This is a genomic window from Secundilactobacillus yichangensis (assembly GCF_016861565.1).
Lineage (GTDB): Bacteria > Bacillota > Bacilli > Lactobacillales > Lactobacillaceae > Secundilactobacillus > Secundilactobacillus yichangensis.
The window spans coordinates 1-18,490 of the sequence record NZ_BOLK01000024.1; the positions used below are offsets into that span (position 1 = coordinate 1).

The 18,490-nt window shown below is 45.4% G+C and carries 22 protein-coding genes and 1 other annotated feature; of the genes, 14 read left to right on the forward strand and 8 right to left on the reverse strand.

The window, feature by feature from the left end:
* From JUE95_RS12110 to JUE95_RS12120, 3 genes are all read left to right on the forward strand, one after another.
* The coding region (locus JUE95_RS12110; protein WP_203652063.1) for an RNA-guided endonuclease InsQ/TnpB family protein at window positions 1-668 on the forward strand (668 nt) is incomplete at its 5' end.
* A 152-nt stretch (window positions 669-820) separates the two neighbouring features.
* Window positions 821-1,606, forward strand: a complete 786-nt coding sequence (locus JUE95_RS12115) for a carbon-nitrogen family hydrolase (protein WP_203652065.1) — start codon at window positions 821-823, stop codon at window positions 1,604-1,606.
* Between the two features lie 63 nt (window positions 1,607-1,669).
* Complete coding sequence (locus JUE95_RS12120; RefSeq protein ID WP_203652067.1) at window positions 1,670-2,146, forward strand: S-ribosylhomocysteine lyase; 477 nt, start codon at window positions 1,670-1,672, stop codon at window positions 2,144-2,146.
* Window positions 2,147-2,348: 202 nt separating this feature from the next.
* Here JUE95_RS12120 and JUE95_RS12125 read toward each other — a convergent pair whose 3' ends face one another.
* The 7 genes from JUE95_RS12125 to JUE95_RS12155 form a co-directional block, all read right to left on the reverse strand.
* Complete coding sequence (locus JUE95_RS12125; RefSeq protein ID WP_089108851.1) at window positions 2,349-2,549, reverse strand: cold-shock protein; 201 nt, start codon at window positions 2,547-2,549, stop codon at window positions 2,349-2,351.
* 272 nt (window positions 2,550-2,821) lie between these two features.
* Entirely contained in the window at window positions 2,822-3,499 is a 678-nt protein-coding gene (gene phoU / locus JUE95_RS12130) for a phosphate signaling complex protein PhoU (RefSeq protein ID WP_203652069.1), read from the reverse strand.
* Window positions 3,500-3,512: 13 nt separating this feature from the next.
* Window positions 3,513-4,268 carry a phosphate ABC transporter ATP-binding protein PstB gene (gene pstB, locus JUE95_RS12135; RefSeq protein ID WP_203652071.1) on the reverse strand — a complete coding sequence of 252 codons (756 nt, stop codon included), beginning with the start codon at window positions 4,266-4,268 and terminating at the stop codon, window positions 3,513-3,515.
* Between the two features lie 16 nt (window positions 4,269-4,284).
* Window positions 4,285-5,085 carry a phosphate ABC transporter ATP-binding protein PstB gene (gene pstB, locus JUE95_RS12140; RefSeq protein WP_203652073.1) on the reverse strand — a complete coding sequence of 267 codons (801 nt, stop codon included), beginning with the start codon at window positions 5,083-5,085 and terminating at the stop codon, window positions 4,285-4,287.
* Window positions 5,086-5,092: 7 nt separating this feature from the next.
* Window positions 5,093-5,980 carry a phosphate ABC transporter permease PstA gene (gene pstA / locus JUE95_RS12145; RefSeq protein ID WP_203652074.1) on the reverse strand — a complete coding sequence of 296 codons (888 nt, stop codon included), beginning with the start codon at window positions 5,978-5,980 and terminating at the stop codon, window positions 5,093-5,095.
* Window positions 5,977-6,900 carry a phosphate ABC transporter permease subunit PstC gene (gene pstC / locus JUE95_RS12150; RefSeq protein WP_203652076.1) on the reverse strand — a complete coding sequence of 308 codons (924 nt, stop codon included), beginning with the start codon at window positions 6,898-6,900 and terminating at the stop codon, window positions 5,977-5,979. The genes pstA and pstC overlap by 4 nt, the downstream gene beginning before the upstream one ends.
* A 143-nt stretch (window positions 6,901-7,043) precedes the next feature.
* Entirely contained in the window at window positions 7,044-7,940 is an 897-nt protein-coding gene (locus JUE95_RS12155; protein WP_203652082.1) for a phosphate ABC transporter substrate-binding protein PstS family protein, read from the reverse strand.
* Window positions 7,941-8,122: 182 nt separating this feature from the next.
* On the opposite strand from JUE95_RS12155, the gene JUE95_RS12160 reads away from it, so the two are divergent.
* The 3 genes from JUE95_RS12160 to JUE95_RS12170 are packed head-to-tail and all read left to right on the forward strand — an operon-like array spanning window position 8,123 to window position 10,132.
* Window positions 8,123-8,845, forward strand: coding sequence for a response regulator transcription factor (locus JUE95_RS12160; RefSeq protein ID WP_203652083.1), 723 nt, complete (start codon window positions 8,123-8,125; stop codon window positions 8,843-8,845).
* Window positions 8,846-8,879: 34 nt separating this feature from the next.
* Window positions 8,880-9,347, forward strand: a complete 468-nt coding sequence (locus JUE95_RS12165; RefSeq protein WP_203652084.1) for an NUDIX hydrolase — start codon at window positions 8,880-8,882, stop codon at window positions 9,345-9,347.
* Window positions 9,332-10,132, forward strand: coding sequence for a C39 family peptidase (locus JUE95_RS12170; RefSeq protein ID WP_203652086.1), 801 nt, complete (start codon window positions 9,332-9,334; stop codon window positions 10,130-10,132). Before JUE95_RS12165 ends, JUE95_RS12170 begins: the two co-directional genes overlap by 16 nt.
* On the opposite strand, the gene JUE95_RS12175 is transcribed toward JUE95_RS12170, so the two are convergent.
* Window positions 10,129-11,223 (reverse strand): DmpA family aminopeptidase, encoded by a 1,095-nt coding sequence (locus JUE95_RS12175; RefSeq protein ID WP_203652087.1) that lies wholly within the window; start codon window positions 11,221-11,223, stop codon window positions 10,129-10,131. The genes JUE95_RS12170 and JUE95_RS12175 overlap by 4 nt on opposite strands.
* A 231-nt stretch (window positions 11,224-11,454) precedes the next feature.
* Here JUE95_RS12175 and hisJ point away from each other — a divergent pair, with 231 nt between their 5' ends.
* The 8 genes from hisJ (at window position 11,455) to hisF (ending at window position 18,489) form a co-directional block, all read left to right on the forward strand.
* Entirely contained in the window at window positions 11,455-12,297 is an 843-nt protein-coding gene (gene hisJ / locus JUE95_RS12180; RefSeq protein WP_203652088.1) for a histidinol-phosphatase HisJ, read from the forward strand.
* Window positions 12,298-12,433: 136 nt separating this feature from the next.
* Window positions 12,434-12,694, forward strand: a binding site (T-box leader).
* Window positions 12,695-12,751: 57 nt separating this feature from the next.
* Window positions 12,752-13,894 carry an ATP phosphoribosyltransferase regulatory subunit gene (locus JUE95_RS12185; protein ID WP_203652111.1) on the forward strand — a complete coding sequence of 381 codons (1,143 nt, stop codon included), beginning with the start codon at window positions 12,752-12,754 and terminating at the stop codon, window positions 13,892-13,894.
* Entirely contained in the window at window positions 13,895-14,533 is a 639-nt protein-coding gene (hisG, locus tag JUE95_RS12190; protein ID WP_203652090.1) for an ATP phosphoribosyltransferase, read from the forward strand. It begins immediately after the preceding gene.
* Window positions 14,533-15,813 (forward strand): histidinol dehydrogenase, encoded by a 1,281-nt coding sequence (gene hisD / locus JUE95_RS12195; protein WP_203652091.1) that lies wholly within the window; start codon window positions 14,533-14,535, stop codon window positions 15,811-15,813. The genes hisG and hisD overlap by 1 nt, the downstream gene beginning before the upstream one ends.
* An 11-nt stretch (window positions 15,814-15,824) precedes the next feature.
* A complete protein-coding gene (gene hisB / locus JUE95_RS12200) occupies window positions 15,825-16,409 on the forward strand; it encodes an imidazoleglycerol-phosphate dehydratase HisB (protein WP_203652092.1) in 585 nt (194 codons plus the stop codon).
* On the forward strand, window positions 16,409-17,035 hold the full coding sequence (gene hisH / locus JUE95_RS12205) for an imidazole glycerol phosphate synthase subunit HisH (protein WP_203652094.1): 627 nt from the start codon (window positions 16,409-16,411) through the stop codon (window positions 17,033-17,035). The genes hisB and hisH overlap by 1 nt, the downstream gene beginning before the upstream one ends.
* Window positions 17,013-17,741: a 1-(5-phosphoribosyl)-5-[(5-phosphoribosylamino)methylideneamino]imidazole-4-carboxamide isomerase gene (gene hisA, locus JUE95_RS12210; RefSeq protein ID WP_203652095.1), complete on the forward strand. Its 729-nt coding sequence runs from the start codon at window positions 17,013-17,015 to the stop codon at window positions 17,739-17,741. Before hisH ends, hisA begins: the two co-directional genes overlap by 23 nt.
* On the forward strand, window positions 17,731-18,489 hold the full coding sequence (hisF, locus tag JUE95_RS12215) for an imidazole glycerol phosphate synthase subunit HisF (protein ID WP_203652096.1): 759 nt from the start codon (window positions 17,731-17,733) through the stop codon (window positions 18,487-18,489). Before hisA ends, hisF begins: the two co-directional genes overlap by 11 nt.
* Window position 18,490 lies beyond the last annotated feature (1 nt).

Sequence of the window (18,490 nt, forward strand, 5' to 3'; positions counted from 1 at the left end):
CCTGTTTAATAGAACAGGCCGAATTACCAAAGTTAGAACTGACCGGTGAGGCCATTGGTATTGACCTTGGTTTAAAAGAATTTGCCATTCTAAATGATGGCACTTTGTATCATAATCAAAATAAAAGCAGTCGGGTAAGGAGCATTAGGAAACGCCTTAGACGACTGCAACGAAAAATGTCCCGTCAGTATCAAGCACTGAAAGCTAGAAGACAGAAAGAAGGGAAATCTGCTACTGATTTAAATCTAGCTAAAACTCAGCGGAAAGTGCAACGCTTGTATCAACGATTAACCAACATTCAGTCCAACTATCATAATAAGATTATTGCCACTGTGGTGAGAACCAAACCACGGTGGGTAGCCTTAGAGGATTTGAATGTTAAGGGTATGATGAAAAATCGGCATTTAGCTAAAGCTATTAGTTATCAGGGGTTCTATAACTTTAGAATCAAATTAATCACTAAATGCCAGCAGTTAGGTATTCCGGTACACTTGACTAATCGTTTTGAACCAACTTCTAAAGTGTGTCACCAGTGTGGTCATAAAAAAGTTGATTTAAAACTGCAAAATCGAGTGTATGAATGTCCAAACTGTGACTATACCGAAGATCGTGATATTAATGCGGCTCTGAATATCAGGGATACTGAAAACTTTGAACTAGCCTACTAACATAGGTTTCAAAGTATGTACCGGTGGCTAGCCGGGAATTAACGCTTGTGGACTATCATATCAACTGTATTAGCGAGTTTCATGCGAGGCAGGATAGGCAGAAGCAAGAATGATCTATAACTTTTTACAAGTTATCAGTAGCAGGTGGAAGAATGAAAATAACAATTTCACTCGCGCAAATGGACATTAGCTTTGGGGAACCAGCGGCGAATTTCTCTCGAATTGAATCGTTTGTCTCCCAAGCAGCACTTGAACGTGCGGATATCGTGGTTTTCCCAGAAATGTGGAATACGGGCTATGATTTGAGGCGCTTCAAAGATATCGCTGATGTGAATGGCATTCAGACACTTCATGTTTGCCAGGCCTTAGCTAAAAAGTACCATATTATGATTCATGGTGGTTCAGTTGCCACTAAGCGTGATAATAAATTTTATAACACAACGTACATTATTAATGAGAACGGTAAGTTGTTGGCTACTTACGATAAAGTACACTTATTTGGACTGATGCACGAAGATGAGTTTTTGACGGCTGGTGACCATAAAGACCAGTTTGAAGTAAAGGGAACGCCAGCTACCAGTGTCATTTGTTATGACATTCGCTTCCCTGAATGGCTGCGGACACTGTCGTTAGCTGATAGCCGGATTATTTTTGTACCTGCCGAATGGCCAACATCACGGATGCCGCAGTGGCGAAAGCTGCTGGCTGCTCGTGCTATTGAAAATCAAAGCTTTGTGGTGGGAGTTAACCGGGTCGGTGCTGATCCGGATAATCGCTTCGGCGGTAATTCGATTGTCATTGATCCGTTGGGAAATACGGTGTCATACTTAGGGCATGAAGAAGAACTTAAAACGGTAACGATTGATACCAATGCTACCGACAAAGTTCGTGGTTTTATGCCAGTTTTTGCTGATCGACGGCCAGATTTGTATGAATGACAGTCGTGTCTAATCAGCGGTATAATGAAGAGTGCACAGATATAAATTTCAAGGAGGATTCTTATGGCAAAAGTAGAAAGCTTTCAACTAGATCATACTAAGGTTAAAGCACCATATGTGCGTTTGATTACCGTGGAAAAGGGACCAAAGGGCGATGCAATTTCTAACTTTGATCTGCGGTTAGTTCAACCAAATGAAAACGCAATTCCAACTGCTGGATTGCACACTATCGAACACTTACTAGCCGGTTTATTGCGTGACCGGATGGACGGTGTGATTGACTGCTCACCATTTGGCTGCCGGACAGGTTTCCATCTCATTATGTGGGGCGAACCAACAACTACTGAAGTTGCCAAGGCCTTAAAGAGTTCACTGGAACAGATTGCTAATGATATCAAGTGGGAAGACGTTCCCGGCACGGATATCACCAGCTGCGGTAATTACCGTGACCACTCGTTGTTCTCAGCAAAGCAATGGTCTCGTGATATTCTTGAAAAGGGTATTAGCGATGATCCGTTTGATAGGAATGTTATTCAGTAAGAGTGTCAAACAACTCGGGTAGATTCCAGAATATAGACAAAAATAAGCAGGTGCTTCTTCGTTTTTTGAGGAGGTGCCTGCTTGTTTATCTATGTGGCCGTAATCTGAGTTGTTTGACGCGTTTAAGCTAGGGAGAGTATTTCAGTGCAAAAAAAAGAACCCACCGACGAATCGGTGAGTTCTTTCGTATGATTTAAACGAATTAAGCAACAGTAACGTTGGCTGCTTGTGGGCCGCGGTCGCCTTGTTCTACGTCTAAGGTTACATGTTGACCTTCTTCAAGAGTCTTGTAACCATCAGCATTGATAGCTGAGAAGTGAACGAAAACGTCTGAGCCGTTTTCCAAAGTAATAAAGCCAAAACCTTTGTCGCCGTTAAACCATTTTACAGTACCTTGTTCCATAAGAGTGAAACCTCCGAGCGCATAGCGCAATATATTGTGTATCTGAAACTTTAGAAATCGGGGAAGTCATTCTTACGAACGCCGTACCAAAATTTCGAAGTATTAAATACATTAGTTGTAAGCTTACCAGCTATTGGTAGTAATAGCAAGGACTTCACCCCGATTATTTGAAATTGTCTAGTAATTACGGAAATAATTACGGCTGAATCGTTACTCTAACACAGTTTATACGTTAAAAAATAAATTAACCGATCCACACTTTATTTTTGGTTTCAGTCATTTGGATGTAAACGGCCTTGATTTAATTCTACGATCTCACCCGTTTGGTTATAAACCATTTCTTCAGCTAAATTAACGATGCGATCACCGATCCGTTCCAGCAGTTTAGTCACCATTAGATAACTGGCACCAGCTTCGGCCACGGCAGGGTCATCTTGGATCGATTGGGTGATGCCACGGCGAATCTCGTCAAATTTCGTATCAACGTCTTGATCCTGGTTGGCAACTGCCTGTGCTTGTTTCATATCGATGCTTTGAAAAGCGGTCAGTGCTTCTTTTAGCATGACTCGAATCATTTGAGTTAAGCCAGCAATTTGTTTCTCCAGCTCCTTATCCCGTTGTGAGCCTTTGACTCTAATGGTTTCCAAGGCGATACCGGTAGCGTGGTCACCAATTCGTTCCAAGTCCGAACTGGCTTTTAAAATCGTAATGACGTTACGAAAATCATCTGCAACAGGCTGCTGCAGTGTCATTAAAGTGAGCGCCTGCTGTTCCAAATCAACTTCGTTGCGGTTGATTGAATTATCTTGCTGAACCAGCGCCTGAGCAGCTACCTTATCATGGTTGATGTAAGATTCAGTGGCCTGTTCGATCTGTTCACTGACCGCGTCACCCATTTGATTAAAGACTGAGTACAATTTTTTAAGTTCGGTTGTAAAAATATTATTCATTTATTTTCCACTCCTAACCAAATTTACCGTTGAGATAGTCACTGGTATCCTGCTTAGCGGGCTTGGTGAACATCTTACTAGTAAGGTCGTATTCAATAAGGTTGCCATTTAACATGAAAGCTGTGCGGTCCGCGATTCGTGAAGCTTGCTGTAGATTATGGGTCACGATAATAATGCAGTACTCTTTTTTGAGTGCCATCAGAGTGGTTTCAATTTGGGCACTGGAAATAGGGTCGAGGGCACTAGTTGGTTCATCTAACAGAATGATGTCAGGTTGAACTGCCAGCAGACGGGCAATACAAATTCGTTGCTGCTGCCCGCCAGAAAAGGACATGGCATTTTTGTTGAGATCATCTTTAACTTCATCCCAGACTGCTGCTTGTTTGAGAGAACGTTCAACTTGTTCATCCAAGAATTTACGGTCAGTATGACCAGCTAATCTTAGGCCATAGGTTACGTTTTCATATACGGAGAAGGGAAAGGGATTGGGCTGTTGAAAAACCATCCCGATTTGCTTGCGCAGCGTCACTAAATTTGTCGTTGGCGCGTATATATCCTGATTGTGGAACTGGAAGCTGCCAGTTACTTCAGTGTTGGGGATTAAATCGTTCATCCGGTTTAAACAACGAAGAAAGGTTGATTTACCACAACCGGAAGGTCCAATTAAAGCGGTGATGCTGTTGTCATCAAAATCTAAATTGATGCCGTGCAATGCTTCTTTTTTACCATAAGTCAGGTGAACATCTTTTGTTTTGAGAATTGTAGGCATGACGATTGCTCCTTTCTTAACCAAAGTTACCAGTGACGTAGTCGTGGGTGGCTCGAATTTCTGGAGTTTGGAAAATCTTCTCAGTCTGGTCATATTCAATCACATGTCCCAGATGGAAAAATGCGGTATAAGCACTAATTCGGGAAGCCTGCTGCATGTTATGTGTCACGATAATAATCGTGTATTTTTTAGTCAATTCTTTGAGAGTGACTTCTAGCTTAGTAGTTGAAATTGGGTCAAGCGCGCTAGCTGGCTCATCCAGCAGCAGAATATCCGGTTTCATTGCAATCGCTCGGGCGATACATAATCGCTGCTGCTGACCACCGGATAGGGCGAGAGCACTTTTATTGAGGTCATCTTTAACTTCATCCCATAGAGCAGCTTCTTTCAAACTACTCTCCACGCGTTGTTTTAGTTCCTGCCGATTAGTAATACCGGCAGCCTTAAGCGCAAAAGTGATATTTTCTGCGATTGATTTCGCAAACGGGTTCGGTTTCTGAAAAACCATCCCAATGTGTTTACGAACTTCATAAACGTTGACTTTAGGACTATTAATATTGGTATCACGGTAGATAATTTCACCTTGAACCCGGGCAATCCGGTCATTCATTCGGTTAAGCGAACGTAAATACGTTGATTTACCCGAACCGGAAGCGCCAATTAGCGCGGTAATTTGAAACCGCGGGAAACTCAGACTGGCGTCCGTCATGGAAGCGTGAGAACTATTGCCGTAATAAACTTGCAGTTGGTTAGTCGATAACGCAATCTCTTCGGGCGGTGTGATAATGTGAGTTTGGCTTAAATCATAAGTTTCCATGAGTGCGTCACTTTCCTCCAGTCATCTTTTTGAACATGTGATTACCAATAGCACGGGCACCAAAGTTGAAAATCAGAATAACAATGATCAGTACAGCGGATGCACCAGCTGAAATGCTGACGGCATCAGGAGTAACACCTTCAGTATTAACTTTCCAAATGTGCACGGCCAACGTTTCAGCCGGTCGCATGGGGTTAAGAAAACTGCTGCTATCGGTTGGGTTCCAGTTTGAGTAGTTCAGGACTGGCGCGCTTTGCCCCGCCGTGTAAATCAAAGCGGCAGCTTCACCGAAGACCCGTCCGGCACTAAGAATGATCCCGGTTAGGATACCAGGCAAAGCGGCTGGTAATATGATGCCCCGAATCGTTCGCCAGTTGGAAAGTCCCAGGGCAATTCCGGCCTCTCGCTGACTGTCAGGAACCGCGTGAAGCGAGCCTTCAATACTACGCACTAACAGTGGTAAGTTAAAGAAAGTTAGCGCAATAGCACCGGAAAGAATGGAGAAGCCCATGTGAAACTCAATGACAAACAGAAGATAGCCAAACAAGCCAACAACTACTGAAGGCAGTGAGCTGAGGACTTCGATAGCAGTTCGAATCAAGCCGGTCCGCCAATTATTGCCGGCATACTCGGATAAGTAGATAGCTGATCCCAAGGCTAATGGAAACGAAATAATCAGCGTTAAGACCAACAGATACAGAGAGTTAAACAGTTGATCACGAATCCCGCCACCGGCACTAAATGAGCTGGATGGTGAAGTTAAAAAGTGCCAGCTAATGTGGGGAAAACCGCTCAAAATAATGTCGCCGAGCAAGAAAAATAAAATCAGAACAACAATGAGAACCAGACAATTAATGATCTGGGTAGCGATTCGATCAGTTTGATTAGGTGTCATGACTTAATTTCGCCTCGCTTTCCGATGTAGCGAATCAGTAGGTTAAATACTAAGGACATTAACAACAAGATAAGCGCTAGTGACCACAGTGCGTTATTAGGTAAGGTGCCCATAATGGTATTACCGATATTAGTGGTCAACTGACTGGTCAAGGTTGACGTTGGCGTTACCAGATTATGCGGCATCAGCACTGCGTTACCAATGACCATTTGAACGGCCAATGCTTCACCAAACGCTCGGGCCATACCGAAAATAACGGCAGTCAGCAAACGTGGCATGGCAGCGCGTAGAAGGACTTTGTAGATTGTCTGAAACCGAGTGGCACCTAATGCCAGGGAAGCAGAGCGAAAGTACGCGGGAACCGCACGTAAGGCGTCAACAGCTAATGAGGTGATCGTCGGCAGTACCATGACGAATAGTACAATCGTTCCAGCTAGGATACCCGATCCTGTACCCCCAAAGAGATGGCGAATAAAGGGAACGACCACGGTTAAACCAATAAAACCATAAACAACGGATGGTATTCCGACTAGTAATTCAATCACCGGCTGGAGAAATTTGGCGCCGCTTTTAGGCGCAATGTCAGTCATGAAGAGCGCCACCGCAATGGCAAATGGGGTGGCTACCAGAGCTGCCAGAATTGTGACACTAAAAGATGTGACAATCATCGGCAGCGCACCAACTTGCGGCTGCCCTTTAGCATTCAGCGACCCTGGGTTCCATTCTTTGCCAGATAAGAACTGCCAGAGGTTAACGTGGTTGGTTGTAAAGGTGGCAATTCCACGGGAAGTGATGAAGTACAGAATACTGATAACAAGGGTGATGATTGCTGCAATGCAAGTGTAGCTGATGATTCGACCGGTAACGTCTTCTCGCGACGCTTTGGAAGGCGCGGTTAACTTCTTTTGAATCTCATCCATAACGAGTCCTCCTATATCACAATGCACTTGTTTCAAAGCCAGCAGGAACGATGAAATTCGTGCTGGTACGCCATAGATAAGCGGAAAATCAAGACTCACGATGATTGCTTGATTTTCCGCTAATGGTTAGGTTTAAATTTTAATTATTTGGTAACAACGTTTTTGGCGTTCTTGGTTACTTTCATATCATGAATGCTGATGTAACCAAGTTTGTTAACGAGGCTGCCTTGGACCTTGTCAGAACTCATGTACTTTAAGAAACCTTCAGTTGCCTTGGCTGGTTGGCCCTTAGTATACATATGCTCGTATGACCAGATGGTCCACTTGTTAGTAGTGACGTTTTTATCAGTTGGTTTGACGTTATCAATGGAGAGGGCTTTAACTTTGTCGTTAACGTAAGAGAAAGCGAGGTAGCTAATGGCACCCGGAGTTGATGAAACCAGTTTTTGAACGGTACCGTTAGAATCCTGTTCTTGGGAAGTAACGGCCTTCTTGCCTTCAAGTACGGCACTTTCAAAGGTTGCTCGAGTACCAGAACCTTGGGCACGGTTGATTACTGAAATCTTTTGGTCTTTACCGCCAACTTGCTTCCAGTTAGTGATCTTGCCAGTAAAGATGTCTCGTAATTGTGCCATGGATACGTTGGTTACACCGGTTTGGGGATTAACAACAGGTGCCATACCCACCACGGCTACCTTGTGGTCCACAAGCTTATTCGCTTTGATTCCTGATGATTGTTCTGCAAAAATATCAGAGTTCCCGATTTGAACCGCACCTTGTTGAACTTGGCTCAATCCAGTCCCTGAACCGCCACCTTGAACGGTGAGGTTTACGTTCTTATTTGAAGCCTGATAGTCTTGTGCAGCTTGTTCAACTAACGGTTGAAGCGCGGTTGAGCCGACCGCTGTAATCTTGGTGACCTTTGCAGCTTTCGTGTTGTCAGAGGATGACTTCTGACTTGACTTGGAGCTGCAACCTCCTAATAGTAGGCCGGCAAGACTAAAAGCAACTAACGTGGAAATCAATGTTTTCTTATGCATGAGCATATTCCCCTTTAAAAGTATTGTGTCCTGGAATGGTTAATTCCTAAGCACAAGGTCAGTATAAAAGGTCTGCGTAAAGTTAATGTATAGGTCATGTAAAGTTTATGTAAAACGGGTTTTGTTAGTTGCAGAAACGTGGGATAACTATGGTAACAACCGAAATGAAAAGAGGAAGCCTCATGGAAAGAAGCATTTTACTGATTAGTGATAACGCTAATCTCTTAAATCGACTGAAGCAGATTATGACCGATTGGCAAGTCATTAGCAGCCCCACTTATTTACCAGACTTCTTATTAAACCGTGATCCGCAAACTTTAATAATCTTTGACCTCGACCATTTTTTCGCACTGAATCAGCATATTGATAACTTGGTGTTGATGCGGCAGCAATTTCGTGGCCCGTTACTGGCAATTCACCGAAAGAAGCTGGAATTAGCAATGGTCTGTGACGTTTTTGAAAGGTTTCATTTTGATGAGTTGCTTTCCCTAGAAATGGCCAACTGTGAGCTGCGAGCACGGATTCAGCAGAAAATTTGGCGCTACTATTTGCCGCAAGAAGAAAGTCACGAAGTTTTAAATACGGGTCAGCTTCAGGTGGACTTCCGGCACTATACGATTACCGTGAACGGCCGCAAACTGAGTATGGGACCGGTTGATTTTCGGTTGCTGGTTTACTTCATGCAACATGAAAATGTCGTTCTAACGCGGGCTCAAATTGCTGAAGGTGTCTGGCGCAATGGCCGTGATTCAACACTTCGCTCCATTGATTCACACATCAGTAAGCTGCGCAAACTCATCGAAGATGATGCCAAGAACCCCCAGTGCTTAAAGACGGTTCGCGGGTTTGGCTACATCTTTAAAAGCATTGCCAAACAGGTACAGCCAGCAACGAAACTGCTATAATAAAACCAAATACTGAGTTTGAAAGGATGGTTTTATGGCAGATTATATTCACGAAGTAAGGGCGTTAGTAGGGCACCGGCCAATGATCCTTAACACCGCAGCTGGTGCGCTGCTGGATGATCACAATCGGCTGTTATTGCAGGAACGGGCTGACACTGGCGACTGGAGCTTTCCGGGCGGCTACATGGAATTTGGTGCCAGTTTTGCGGAAACCTGTCAGCGAGAATACCTTGAGGATGCTGGAATAGAAGTGGAACCAGTCAAGTTGCTTCAGCTATTTGATAAGGATTTCTATACTTATCCTAATGGTGACCAGACACAGCTGATCACAGCGCTATATTTAGTTCGGCAAACGGGCGGGAAGCCGCTGGATCACGTGACTAACGAAACGAAGCAGGTTAAGTATTTTGACTTGGATAATTTACCAACTTTGTTTAACGATCAATCAAAGAAAATGGTTCAGGCAGTAATCGACGAGGTGAACTCATGGCAAGCCGGATAGAATTAGCACCGCATCAGCCTGAGCAGCGGACTGGCTGTGTCATTCAGGATCAGGCATCAATTTTGGCTGCTGATGGCATACAAGTCACACATGCGGGTACTTTAACGGCTGTTAAAGTTACTCGAGAGGTAACGGATGATCGGGGAGAACATTTTTATCAGCTAGATAATGGTCATTATATTTTAAAAAATGCGGTGACACTGGATCCTGATTTGTGGCAAACTGCGCTTAAAAGTGGTCAGCAGCCATTTAGTTTGAATGCTGAAAACATTAATCAAAGCTGGTGCGGGATGCCAAACGGCTGTGAACCGGCCGCCTTGTTAGAGGGTCTGCACGTAAAGGGGTACGCAGCGGAGTTTGACTACTTGAGTTTTCTCAAAGAAATGCCAAGAGCTGCTGATTTTAATCCTTACCATGGCTTTGGTGGTGAGCCTGACCAAGACGTTGCTGGGCACTTTGAAGCCATTTTTCCTAAACCGTTAGTGGCGTGGGCGCAAAAATATGCCCCAGTCAGTGATGTCAGTGGTCTGGATGCTGCTGAACTGCCAGCTTTATTACAACAAAAAAAGCCCGTGGTGGCATACGTCACCGTGGGCTTTGAAACACCGGAATGGTCGCAATATTCATTTGGACAGGCGCTCAGCAATAATCACGCTGTGTTAGTTGACGGTTATTTCGGTGAGTTACTGCACGTTTCGGATCCAATTGACGGTCGTTATTGGTTGAGTTTAACCCGGTTTAAAACAGCGTACGATGCCAGACACTGGGCGATTGCGATTGATTAAATGCCTAGTTGAGTTTGCAAACGGGCAATGTCTGGATCGTGATGTTCGGCTTGATAAGCCTGCAAAGCGTCGTGGAGACTGAGGCGGGGGTTACCCTTACGATCAGTCACGGTTGTGGCATGAGTTAACACACTTAAGATGGCTTCTTCAACTACCGAAACGGTCATGCGGAAGTAACGGTCAATTTTGTCATCGGTGATAGCGTTTTGGGTTGTCAACTCACTCTTGGGATAGTGCGCAATCCGGTTAGCAGTCGAAAAGGCGACGACAATTTCGCCGCTGCCGTTGCCAATAAATGCACCAGTCCGGGTGATACCCACGCTGGCTCGTTTGGCGATCCGGGTTAATTGACGCGAATTGAAGGGAATATCGGTTGCCAGAATAGTGACGATGCTGCCCTTTTCTTTTTGCTTTTTTTCCGCTTTAAACGCATCTAGTTTTTTACCAACTGGCACGTCGTAAATGTCCAAATCACGCAAAAAGCCATAGTTGGATAGCACCAGTGCACCCATTGTAAATGATTTACCATCAATTTTGATGACCCGGCTGGCTGAGCCGATGCCGCCCTTTAGATCATAACAGCTCATGCCAACTCCTGCGCCAACGGTACCCTCGTCAAATGACTGGCCAGTATGGTGCAGCGTATTCAAAACGTCCTCCTTAGTGATGAAGACGTCGCGAATGTCATTGATGTCACCGTCGTTGCACTCCATAATCACCGGGTTGACCGTACTGGTGGTATCGCCAATGTCAGAATTTTGTGCCATCATGTCCTCGGCAAGTGCGGCTTCAGCGGTTCCAACCGCGAAGGTATTGGTCAGCACGATGGGTGTTTCCAGCGTACCAAGTTCGTTAATTTGAACTAAACCAGTACTTTTGCCGAAGCCGTTGATCACGTGAGCGGCAGCTGGCAGCTTGTTTAAGAAGACGTTATCGCTGGCTGGCTGGACCACCGTGATACCCGTGTGATGGGTACCGCCGTTAAAGGTGGTTTGACCAACTGAGACGCCTGGTACATCAGTGATTAAATTTAACGGTCCGCGCACTGAATCAGTACTGATTTGATCTAAAAAGGGTTTTGTAAGTCCCACAATAGTTCCTCCTCTTAAAAAATGGTTAGTGGCAACTTTTCAATATGATAAAACGGTGAGATGATCTTATTCATTATAGTCATTATTCTTTTGAAATGTCACGACTTGCGGGTTACCGTAAGTAGAATTATATGTAATTAACGACATGATTGCCATTAAAAATCTTGTAAATGCCAATATTCACTCTACAATGTGGTACAACTAGAGCAAATAAAGTTTAGGGGGATGCTTATGCTGAAGCAAGATGGTCATTCACACACCGAATTCTGTCCCCATGGCAGTGGCGATGATGTGGAATTGATGATTCAAAAGGCGATTCGGCTGGGGTTTGAAAGTTACAGCGTGACTGAACACGCACCGTTGCCAGCGGCCTTCAAAGAAGAGTATGCCGGGCAGGAAACGGGCTATACGGAAGCTTCCATGGCAATGAATGATTTACCTGCGTACTTTAAAAAGATTCAACGGATGCAAGATAAGTATGGGTCACAAATTCATATCAATGTCGGCTTTGAAGTTGATTTTTTACCCCATCATGTGCAGTGGACGCGTGATTTTCTAAACGAATATGGGCCGCAGACTACTGACAACGTATTGTCCGTTCACTTTATGCAGGGAGCAGATAATCGTTTCTGGTGCGTTGATGACACACTTGCTGATTTTGAAAAGGGATTGCTGAAGCATGCAGAGAATGGTCAGTCGTTATACCGCCAATATTTCAGAGCGGTTACTGAAGCCGTTAACGCCGACCTTGGACCGTATGCACCCAAGCGAATCGGCCATATTACTTTAATTAGAAAGTTTCAGGATTACTTTGGCTTGCCCCGTGGTTATGATGCACAAACCTTGCAGGTGATTACAGGCTTGCTGAAGGCAATCAAACAGCAGGATAACGAACTCGATTACAATGCTGCGGGTTTATATAAGGAGTTTTGTAATGAAACGTATCCCGATGCCGCCACATTAAAACAAGCTCAGCTGATGCAGATTCCACTAGTTTATGGCAGTGACGCACACAGTATTAAAGAAGTCGGTCACGGTTATCATACGTTGATGGCAATGATCAATAAAAAATAATTTTAATTGGCGGAAATACGATTAGATTGGGATCGACTGCACAAATGTCATCGATAATCGGCCGAATAATTAGAAATTACGTTGACAAATTAAAATTTGGTGTTAGATTATATACAACAATTAAAACTGAATGACAAAATAAGTTGTGATTAGAAAAAGTAGTTGAACACCAATGTGAAGAGAGCCTGGGCTGATGGAATCCGGGTGATTGGGACAACGAAACACCTCTATGAACTGATCAGCTGAATTAAAGTAAGCTGCTCCGCATGTTTAGCGTTATCAGGGTTGCCTTAACTGTTCTTGAAGTTTCTTCAACGACTAGTTATTGGCAACGTAAGGCCGTCATCGTGAGGTGGCGACAAATTGAGGTGGAACCGCGATTTAAATCGTCCTCGTAAACTAACTAGATTAGTTTGCGAGGATTTTTTGTTTATCAGGAAGGAGAGCAAGCATGATTAAAAATCGAAATTTACCTAGCGGGACTCGAGATGAATTTGGTCCGCGAGCCGCTGTTAAGGAAAATATTTCTACCCAGCTTTTTTCAATCTTTAAGCAGCGGGGCTTCACTAAACTAACCACGCCGATCCTGGAATACGCGGATGTTTTCAAACCACTGAACCTTGATAATTATCGACCTTATCAACTGCTTGATGAACAGGGTGAGGCACTGGTGTTGCGACCAGATTTAACCTTGCCGGTAGCCCGAATGATGAGTACAACGGGGGTCGAGTTGCCCGCCAAGTGGTATTACGGCGGTGACGTTTTTCGGGTAAAGAAGCAGCTGTCAGGCAGTTACAACCAGGTCACTCAAGCCGGCATTGAACTCGTTGGATACAGCAGCATCAAAGGTGAGCTGGAATGCTTAACGATTGCCTTGGCAGGTTGCCAAGCTACGGGGATCAAGGAAATGACCTTGGAACTTAGTGACGCTCGGTTTGTTGAAGATGTACTGGCAGCCTTACCGGTACCCAAACCGACTAAGATCGCACTTAAGCAAGCTTTATTTGCCAAGAACCTTACTGTTTATAATCAGATTTCAGAGCTCTTAGCAGACACTGAGTTTGGTGACTTCTTGGGTGAATGGCCGTGGCTCTTCGGTGATTTTGATACGGTGATGAAAGTGGTTCAACGGTTACCCAAGATTCCGAAGGTGCAGGCGGTGATTGATAACCTGAATGCAGTTAACCAGTTTATCAACCAGATGGCGCCAGATCAGCGGGTGGTGCTCGACTTGAGCATCCCATCGCCACAGACTTACTACACTGGCATGGCTTTTCGAGGATATACGCAAAACGCTTCGGATTATCTATTCAGTGGTGGTCGGTACGATGATCTGCTCACCAGTTTCCAGCAGATCAAAGAGCCCGCCGTTGGGTTAGCCTTCGACGTTGATGCGCTGGCTGACCGGGTACCATTACCGGAAACTGCTAAACAGACTTTGATCTACTTCAATTCAAATCAATGGCAGCAAGCTGAAAAGGTGCTGAAAGAAACGCCTAACAGTAGCTTATGCCTGGCAGATAGCCGTGAAGAAGCCAATCGAATCGCAGTCAGCAATAATAAGCAGCTGATAGACCTGACGAAAGAAGGTGAGTAAATGCCAATCAAGATTGCCTTAACTAAGGGCCGTGTGGAACAGCAAGTCGTGCCGTTACTAGAAGCCAGCGGCATCGACTGCAGCGGCATTCGCAATAAGGGCCGGCGGTTGATTTTCGATGAGGATCCGGTGTACGAAACGATCCTGGTCAAAGGTTCCGACGTTCTCACGTATCTTAATAGCGGTTCCGTCCATCTGGGTATTGTCGGCAGCGACATCTTAGCTGAACAGAATAATACGCAGTACGCCATGTTGGACCTTGGCGTTGGTCGTTGCCGTTTCGTGCTAGCCTCCACCAGTGACTTTGATCCCCAGCAGGTTCGCCGGAAGATCATTGCAACCAAGTATCCCAACATTACCAAACGTTACTTTCAAAGTATCGGTGAAGACGTTGAGATCATTCGAATCGAGGGTTCAGTGGAGCTGGCACCATTGATTGGTTTAGCTGATGCCATCGTTGATATTACAGAAACGGGGACAACGTTACGGGAGAACAACCTTCATGTTTATGCGGAACTGCAGCCGGTAAGTACGCAACTGGTGGTGAACCGGTTAGCGTTGAAACAGTACCATTCAGAAATCAGAACTTTAGTCGAAAATTTGCAACAAGCCAAAAATAAATTAGGAGTGAATGAATAATGAAAATTTTAAAAAGCCAAACCTTAGACCAATTGCTTGAACAAGTTGACCGTCAAACTGACCAGCAGGCGAACCAGCCTGAAGTTGAAGCCACCGTTTCAGAAATTATTGCCAATGTCATCAAGAACGGTGACAAAGCGTTAAAGGAATACAGTCGTAAATTCGACAAAGTTGAATTAGACAACCTCCGAGTGCCGCAAGCGGACATTGATGCTGCGTATGAAAATGCGGATCAGGACTTACTGGATGCTCTAAACTTAGCGAAGAATAACATTGTAAGCTATCACAAAAAGGAGATTCAAAATGGCTTCGTAGACGCAGAACAAAAGGGCGTTGTCCGCGGTGAGAAAATTACACCTCTGGCTGCCGTTGGCTTATACGTTCCCGGCGGTACTGCCGCTTATCCATCATCTATTTTGATGAACGTCATTCCCGCTAAACTCGCTGGTGTTGGCAAAATTGTTATGGTGACGCCACCACAAAAAGATGGGATCGGTCAAGCCGTTTTAGCCGCTGCTAAGATTGCCGGTATTGATGAAATCTATCAAGTTGGTGGTGCGCAGGCCATTGCTGCTTTGGCATACGGGACTGAAAGTATTCCTCGTGTCGATAAGATTACGGGCCCTGGGAACATTTTCGTTGCCGTTGCTAAGAAACAGGTCTTCGGCCAAGTTGATATTGATATGATCGCCGGCCCATCGGAAATCGGGGTGATCGCGGATGACGCAGCCAACCCTAAAGAAGTCGCCGCTGATTTACTTTCTCAAGCTGAACACGATAAGATGGCGCGTCCAATGATGGTAACGCCTAGTGAAAAATTTGCTGAAGCTGTCAGTGATGAAATGGACCGTCAAGTGAAGACTCTACCTCGTGAAGAAATTGCCAGTGCTTCCGTTAAGAACAAGGGGTTCATTGCCGTGGTTGACAACATTGATGAAGCCTTCACCGTTATGAATGCCATTGCCCCAGAACACTTGGAGGTTGAGCTGGAAGATGCGATGCAGTACCTCAATCAAATTAAAAACGCTGGTTCTGTCTTCTTAGGCTTCAACGCTTCAGAACCCGTTGGTGACTACGTTGCTGGTCCTAACCACATTTTGCCAACTGGCGGGACAGCACGGTTCTTCTCACCGCTGGGGGTTTCAGACTTTGTTAAGCGGACACAGTTTGTCACCTATTCAAGAGAGGCTTTGAAGAAGGAAGAAAAGGCTATTACAACGTTAGCACGAGTCGAAGGTCTTGAAGCTCACGCACGTGCCGTTGAATCACGGTTTAACTAAGGGGGCTCATGATGAGAGAAGCAACAGTTAAGCGCAATACGAACGAAACACAAATTGAATTGAGTTTAAATTTGGATAATTACGATACGATCAAAATTGATACCGGTATCGGCTTTCTGGACCATATGCTGGATGCCTTTGCCCGCCACGGCCGGTTTGGCCTGATCGTAAAAGCCCATGGTGATCTGAACGTTGACCCTCACCACACAACTGAAGATGTGGGGATTGCTTTAGGGATGGCATTGAAGCAGGCATTAGGCAACAAAGTTGGTATCGAGCGGTTTGGTTCGGCACTGATTCCCTTAGATGAAACGCTAAGCCGAGTGGTGATCGATTTGTCAGGGCGCAGTTACCTGGTGTTCAAAGCAGAACTGACCAACCCGAAACTCGGTGATTACGATACCGAAGTTACCGAAGATTTCTTCCAGGCTTTTGCCTTTAACGCCGAATTGAACCTGCACGCAGAAGTACTGTATGGCAGAAACACGCACCACAAAATTGAAACCTTGTTTAAGGCGTTAGGTCGTGCGCTACGGGCAGCAGTGACCATTAATCCGGAAATCAAAGGGGTGCCATCGACTAAAGGAGTGATTTAATGATTGCGATTATTGATTACGACACGGGTAATACCCGTAACGTGAAAAAAGCCATGGACTTTTTGGCGATTCCAAATACGCTGTCAGCTGACCCAGAAGTGATTTCAAAAGCAGACGGACTGGTTCTGCCAGGAGTCGGTGCGTTTGGAAAAGCGGTTGAGGCTTTGAAAGCGCGCGGCCTGATTCCCGTTATTCAACAGGCTGCCAAACAAGGGATGCCTATTTTGGGAATTTGTTTAGGCATGCAATTGCTGTTTGACCGCAGCTTTGAGTTTGGTAAAACGGCAGGGCTGGGCTTGATTCCTGGTGAAGTCGTTGCCATTCCCGAAAATCTCGGTGTTAAGGTACCGCACATGGGCTGGGACCAGAATATAGTGACTCAACAAGACCCAATTGCTAGTGGCTTCAATCAGGAGTCAACCTATTTCGTTCATTCCTACTACGTCAAAACTCAGCCGCGGTACGTTTTAGCTGAAAGTGATTATGGCGTTAAAATTCCCAGTATCGTACGTAATCAAAACGTGATCGGTATGCAATTTCACCCAGAGAAGAGCGGCCGGATCGGCTTAAATGGTCTGGCAGCGTTTAAGGAGTTGGTATCTAATGGAAATTATTCCCGCAATTGATTTAAGAAATCAGCAGAGCGTCCGCCTGTATCAGGGCGACTTTGACCAAATAACACTGATTTCGCAAGACCCGTTAAAACAGGCAAAGCAAATTGAAACAGCCGGCTTAAGACGACTGCACTTAGTTGATTTAGACGGTGCTAAAAGCGGCCGGCCAGTGAACCGGGATCTCATCAAACAGATCTGTGCTGAAACAAACTTAAAAGTTGAGGTTGGCGGCGGTATCAGAACGTTGGCTCAGATCAACGGATACTTGACCAGCGGTGTCTCAAGGGTGATCCTTGGTTCCGCCGCGCTAACGGATCCAAAACTTGTCCAAGAAGCGGTGAATCAGTTTGGTAATGATCAGGTCGTTGTTGGTATTGACGGTAAGGATGGCAAGGTAGCCATTTCCGGGTGGCTTGAAGAAAGCGATGTTGTCATGAGCACGTTGATGACTTCCATGGTGGCTGTCGGCGTGACGAGTTTTGTGGTAACGGATATCACGAAGGACGGTACGCTGAGCGGTCCGAACGTAAAGCTGCTTGGGAAACTGCAGCAAAAGTTTCCAAGTACAGAAGTGATTGCTTCTGGCGGCGTGACCACGGTTGACGACTTAAAAAATTTGTCTGATGCCGGAATTAAGTCTGCCATTGTCGGCCGGGCCATGGCGACCGGTGATTTACCATTAACAACGTTGGCGGAGGTGTCCGCTGATGCTGGCTAAACGAATTATTCCGTGTTTGGATGTTGATCACGGCCGGGTAAAAAAGGGCGTTAACTTTGTTCATTTAACCGATGTCGGTGACCCGGTGGCAATTGCGGCTGCTTATGAAAAACAGGGTGCCGATGAGCTGGTCTTCTTGGATATTACTGCGACCAACGAAAAGCGACCCGCCATCGTGGATACCATTGAAAAAGTGGCTAGCCAGGTATTTATGCCACTGACTGTCGGTGGCGGCATTCACAGCGTTAACGATATGCATCGGCTGCTGAAGGCTGGTGCGGACAAAGTTGCCGTGAATTCGGCGGCGGTCCGTGATCCTTCATTAATTTCTGAAGGTGCCGAAAAGTTCGGTGCTCAGTGTATCGTGTTGGCCATTGATAGTAAGTGGGATTCTGAAAAACAGCGGTACACCGTTTATGTAAATGGCGGCCGTGAAGCGACTGACCGGGATGTCATTGAGTGGGCCAAACAGGGTGTTGCTGCCGGAGCTGGCGAACTGATGGTGACCAGCATGGATAAGGATGGAACCAAGACCGGCTTTGACATTCCGCTGTATCAGGCACTGACAGCAGCTGTCAACGTACCCATTATTGCTTCAGGCGGCTGCGGGCAGATCAGTGATTTTAACGATGTTTTTAAGCAAACGGATGTTGACGCGGCTTTAGCTGCTTCCGTTTTTCACTTTGGTGAGTTTACGATTCCGGACGTTAAACGAGCGTTGAAGAAGGATGGAGTGACAGTACGATGAC

Excerpts from the sequence above, each read along its gene's own strand:
- JUE95_RS12160 (WP_203652083.1), top strand. The coding sequence starts at position 8,123 with ATGGAAAGAAGCATTTTACTGATTAGTGATAACGCTAATCTCTTAAAT.
- JUE95_RS12170 (WP_203652086.1), top strand. The coding sequence starts at position 9,332 with ATGGCAAGCCGGATAGAATTAGCACCGCATCAGCCTGAGCAGCGGACT.
- pstA (WP_203652074.1), bottom strand. The coding sequence starts at position 5,980 with ATGACACCTAATCAAACTGATCGAATCGCTACCCAGATCATTAATTGT.
- hisF (WP_203652096.1), top strand. The coding sequence starts at position 17,731 with ATGCTGGCTAAACGAATTATTCCGTGTTTGGATGTTGATCACGGCCGG.
- pstB (WP_203652073.1), bottom strand. The coding sequence starts at position 5,085 with ATGGAAACTTATGATTTAAGCCAAACTCACATTATCACACCGCCCGAA.
- hisH (WP_203652094.1), top strand. The coding sequence starts at position 16,409 with ATGATTGCGATTATTGATTACGACACGGGTAATACCCGTAACGTGAAA.
- JUE95_RS12120 (WP_203652067.1), top strand. The coding sequence starts at position 1,670 with ATGGCAAAAGTAGAAAGCTTTCAACTAGATCATACTAAGGTTAAAGCA.
- JUE95_RS12165 (WP_203652084.1), top strand. The coding sequence starts at position 8,880 with ATGGCAGATTATATTCACGAAGTAAGGGCGTTAGTAGGGCACCGGCCA.
- JUE95_RS12115 (WP_203652065.1), top strand. The coding sequence starts at position 821 with ATGAAAATAACAATTTCACTCGCGCAAATGGACATTAGCTTTGGGGAA.
- hisG (WP_203652090.1), top strand. The coding sequence starts at position 13,895 with ATGCCAATCAAGATTGCCTTAACTAAGGGCCGTGTGGAACAGCAAGTC.
- phoU (WP_203652069.1), bottom strand. The coding sequence starts at position 3,499 with ATGAATAATATTTTTACAACCGAACTTAAAAAATTGTACTCAGTCTTT.
- pstB (WP_203652071.1), bottom strand. The coding sequence starts at position 4,268 with ATGCCTACAATTCTCAAAACAAAAGATGTTCACCTGACTTATGGTAAA.
- JUE95_RS12155 (WP_203652082.1), bottom strand. The coding sequence starts at position 7,940 with ATGCATAAGAAAACATTGATTTCCACGTTAGTTGCTTTTAGTCTTGCC.
- hisA (WP_203652095.1), top strand. The coding sequence starts at position 17,013 with ATGGAAATTATTCCCGCAATTGATTTAAGAAATCAGCAGAGCGTCCGC.
- pstC (WP_203652076.1), bottom strand. The coding sequence starts at position 6,900 with ATGGATGAGATTCAAAAGAAGTTAACCGCGCCTTCCAAAGCGTCGCGA.
- hisJ (WP_203652088.1), top strand. The coding sequence starts at position 11,455 with ATGCTGAAGCAAGATGGTCATTCACACACCGAATTCTGTCCCCATGGC.
- hisB (WP_203652092.1), top strand. The coding sequence starts at position 15,825 with ATGAGAGAAGCAACAGTTAAGCGCAATACGAACGAAACACAAATTGAA.
- hisD (WP_203652091.1), top strand. The coding sequence starts at position 14,533 with ATGAAAATTTTAAAAAGCCAAACCTTAGACCAATTGCTTGAACAAGTT.
- JUE95_RS12125 (WP_089108851.1), bottom strand. The coding sequence starts at position 2,549 with ATGGAACAAGGTACTGTAAAATGGTTTAACGGCGACAAAGGTTTTGGC.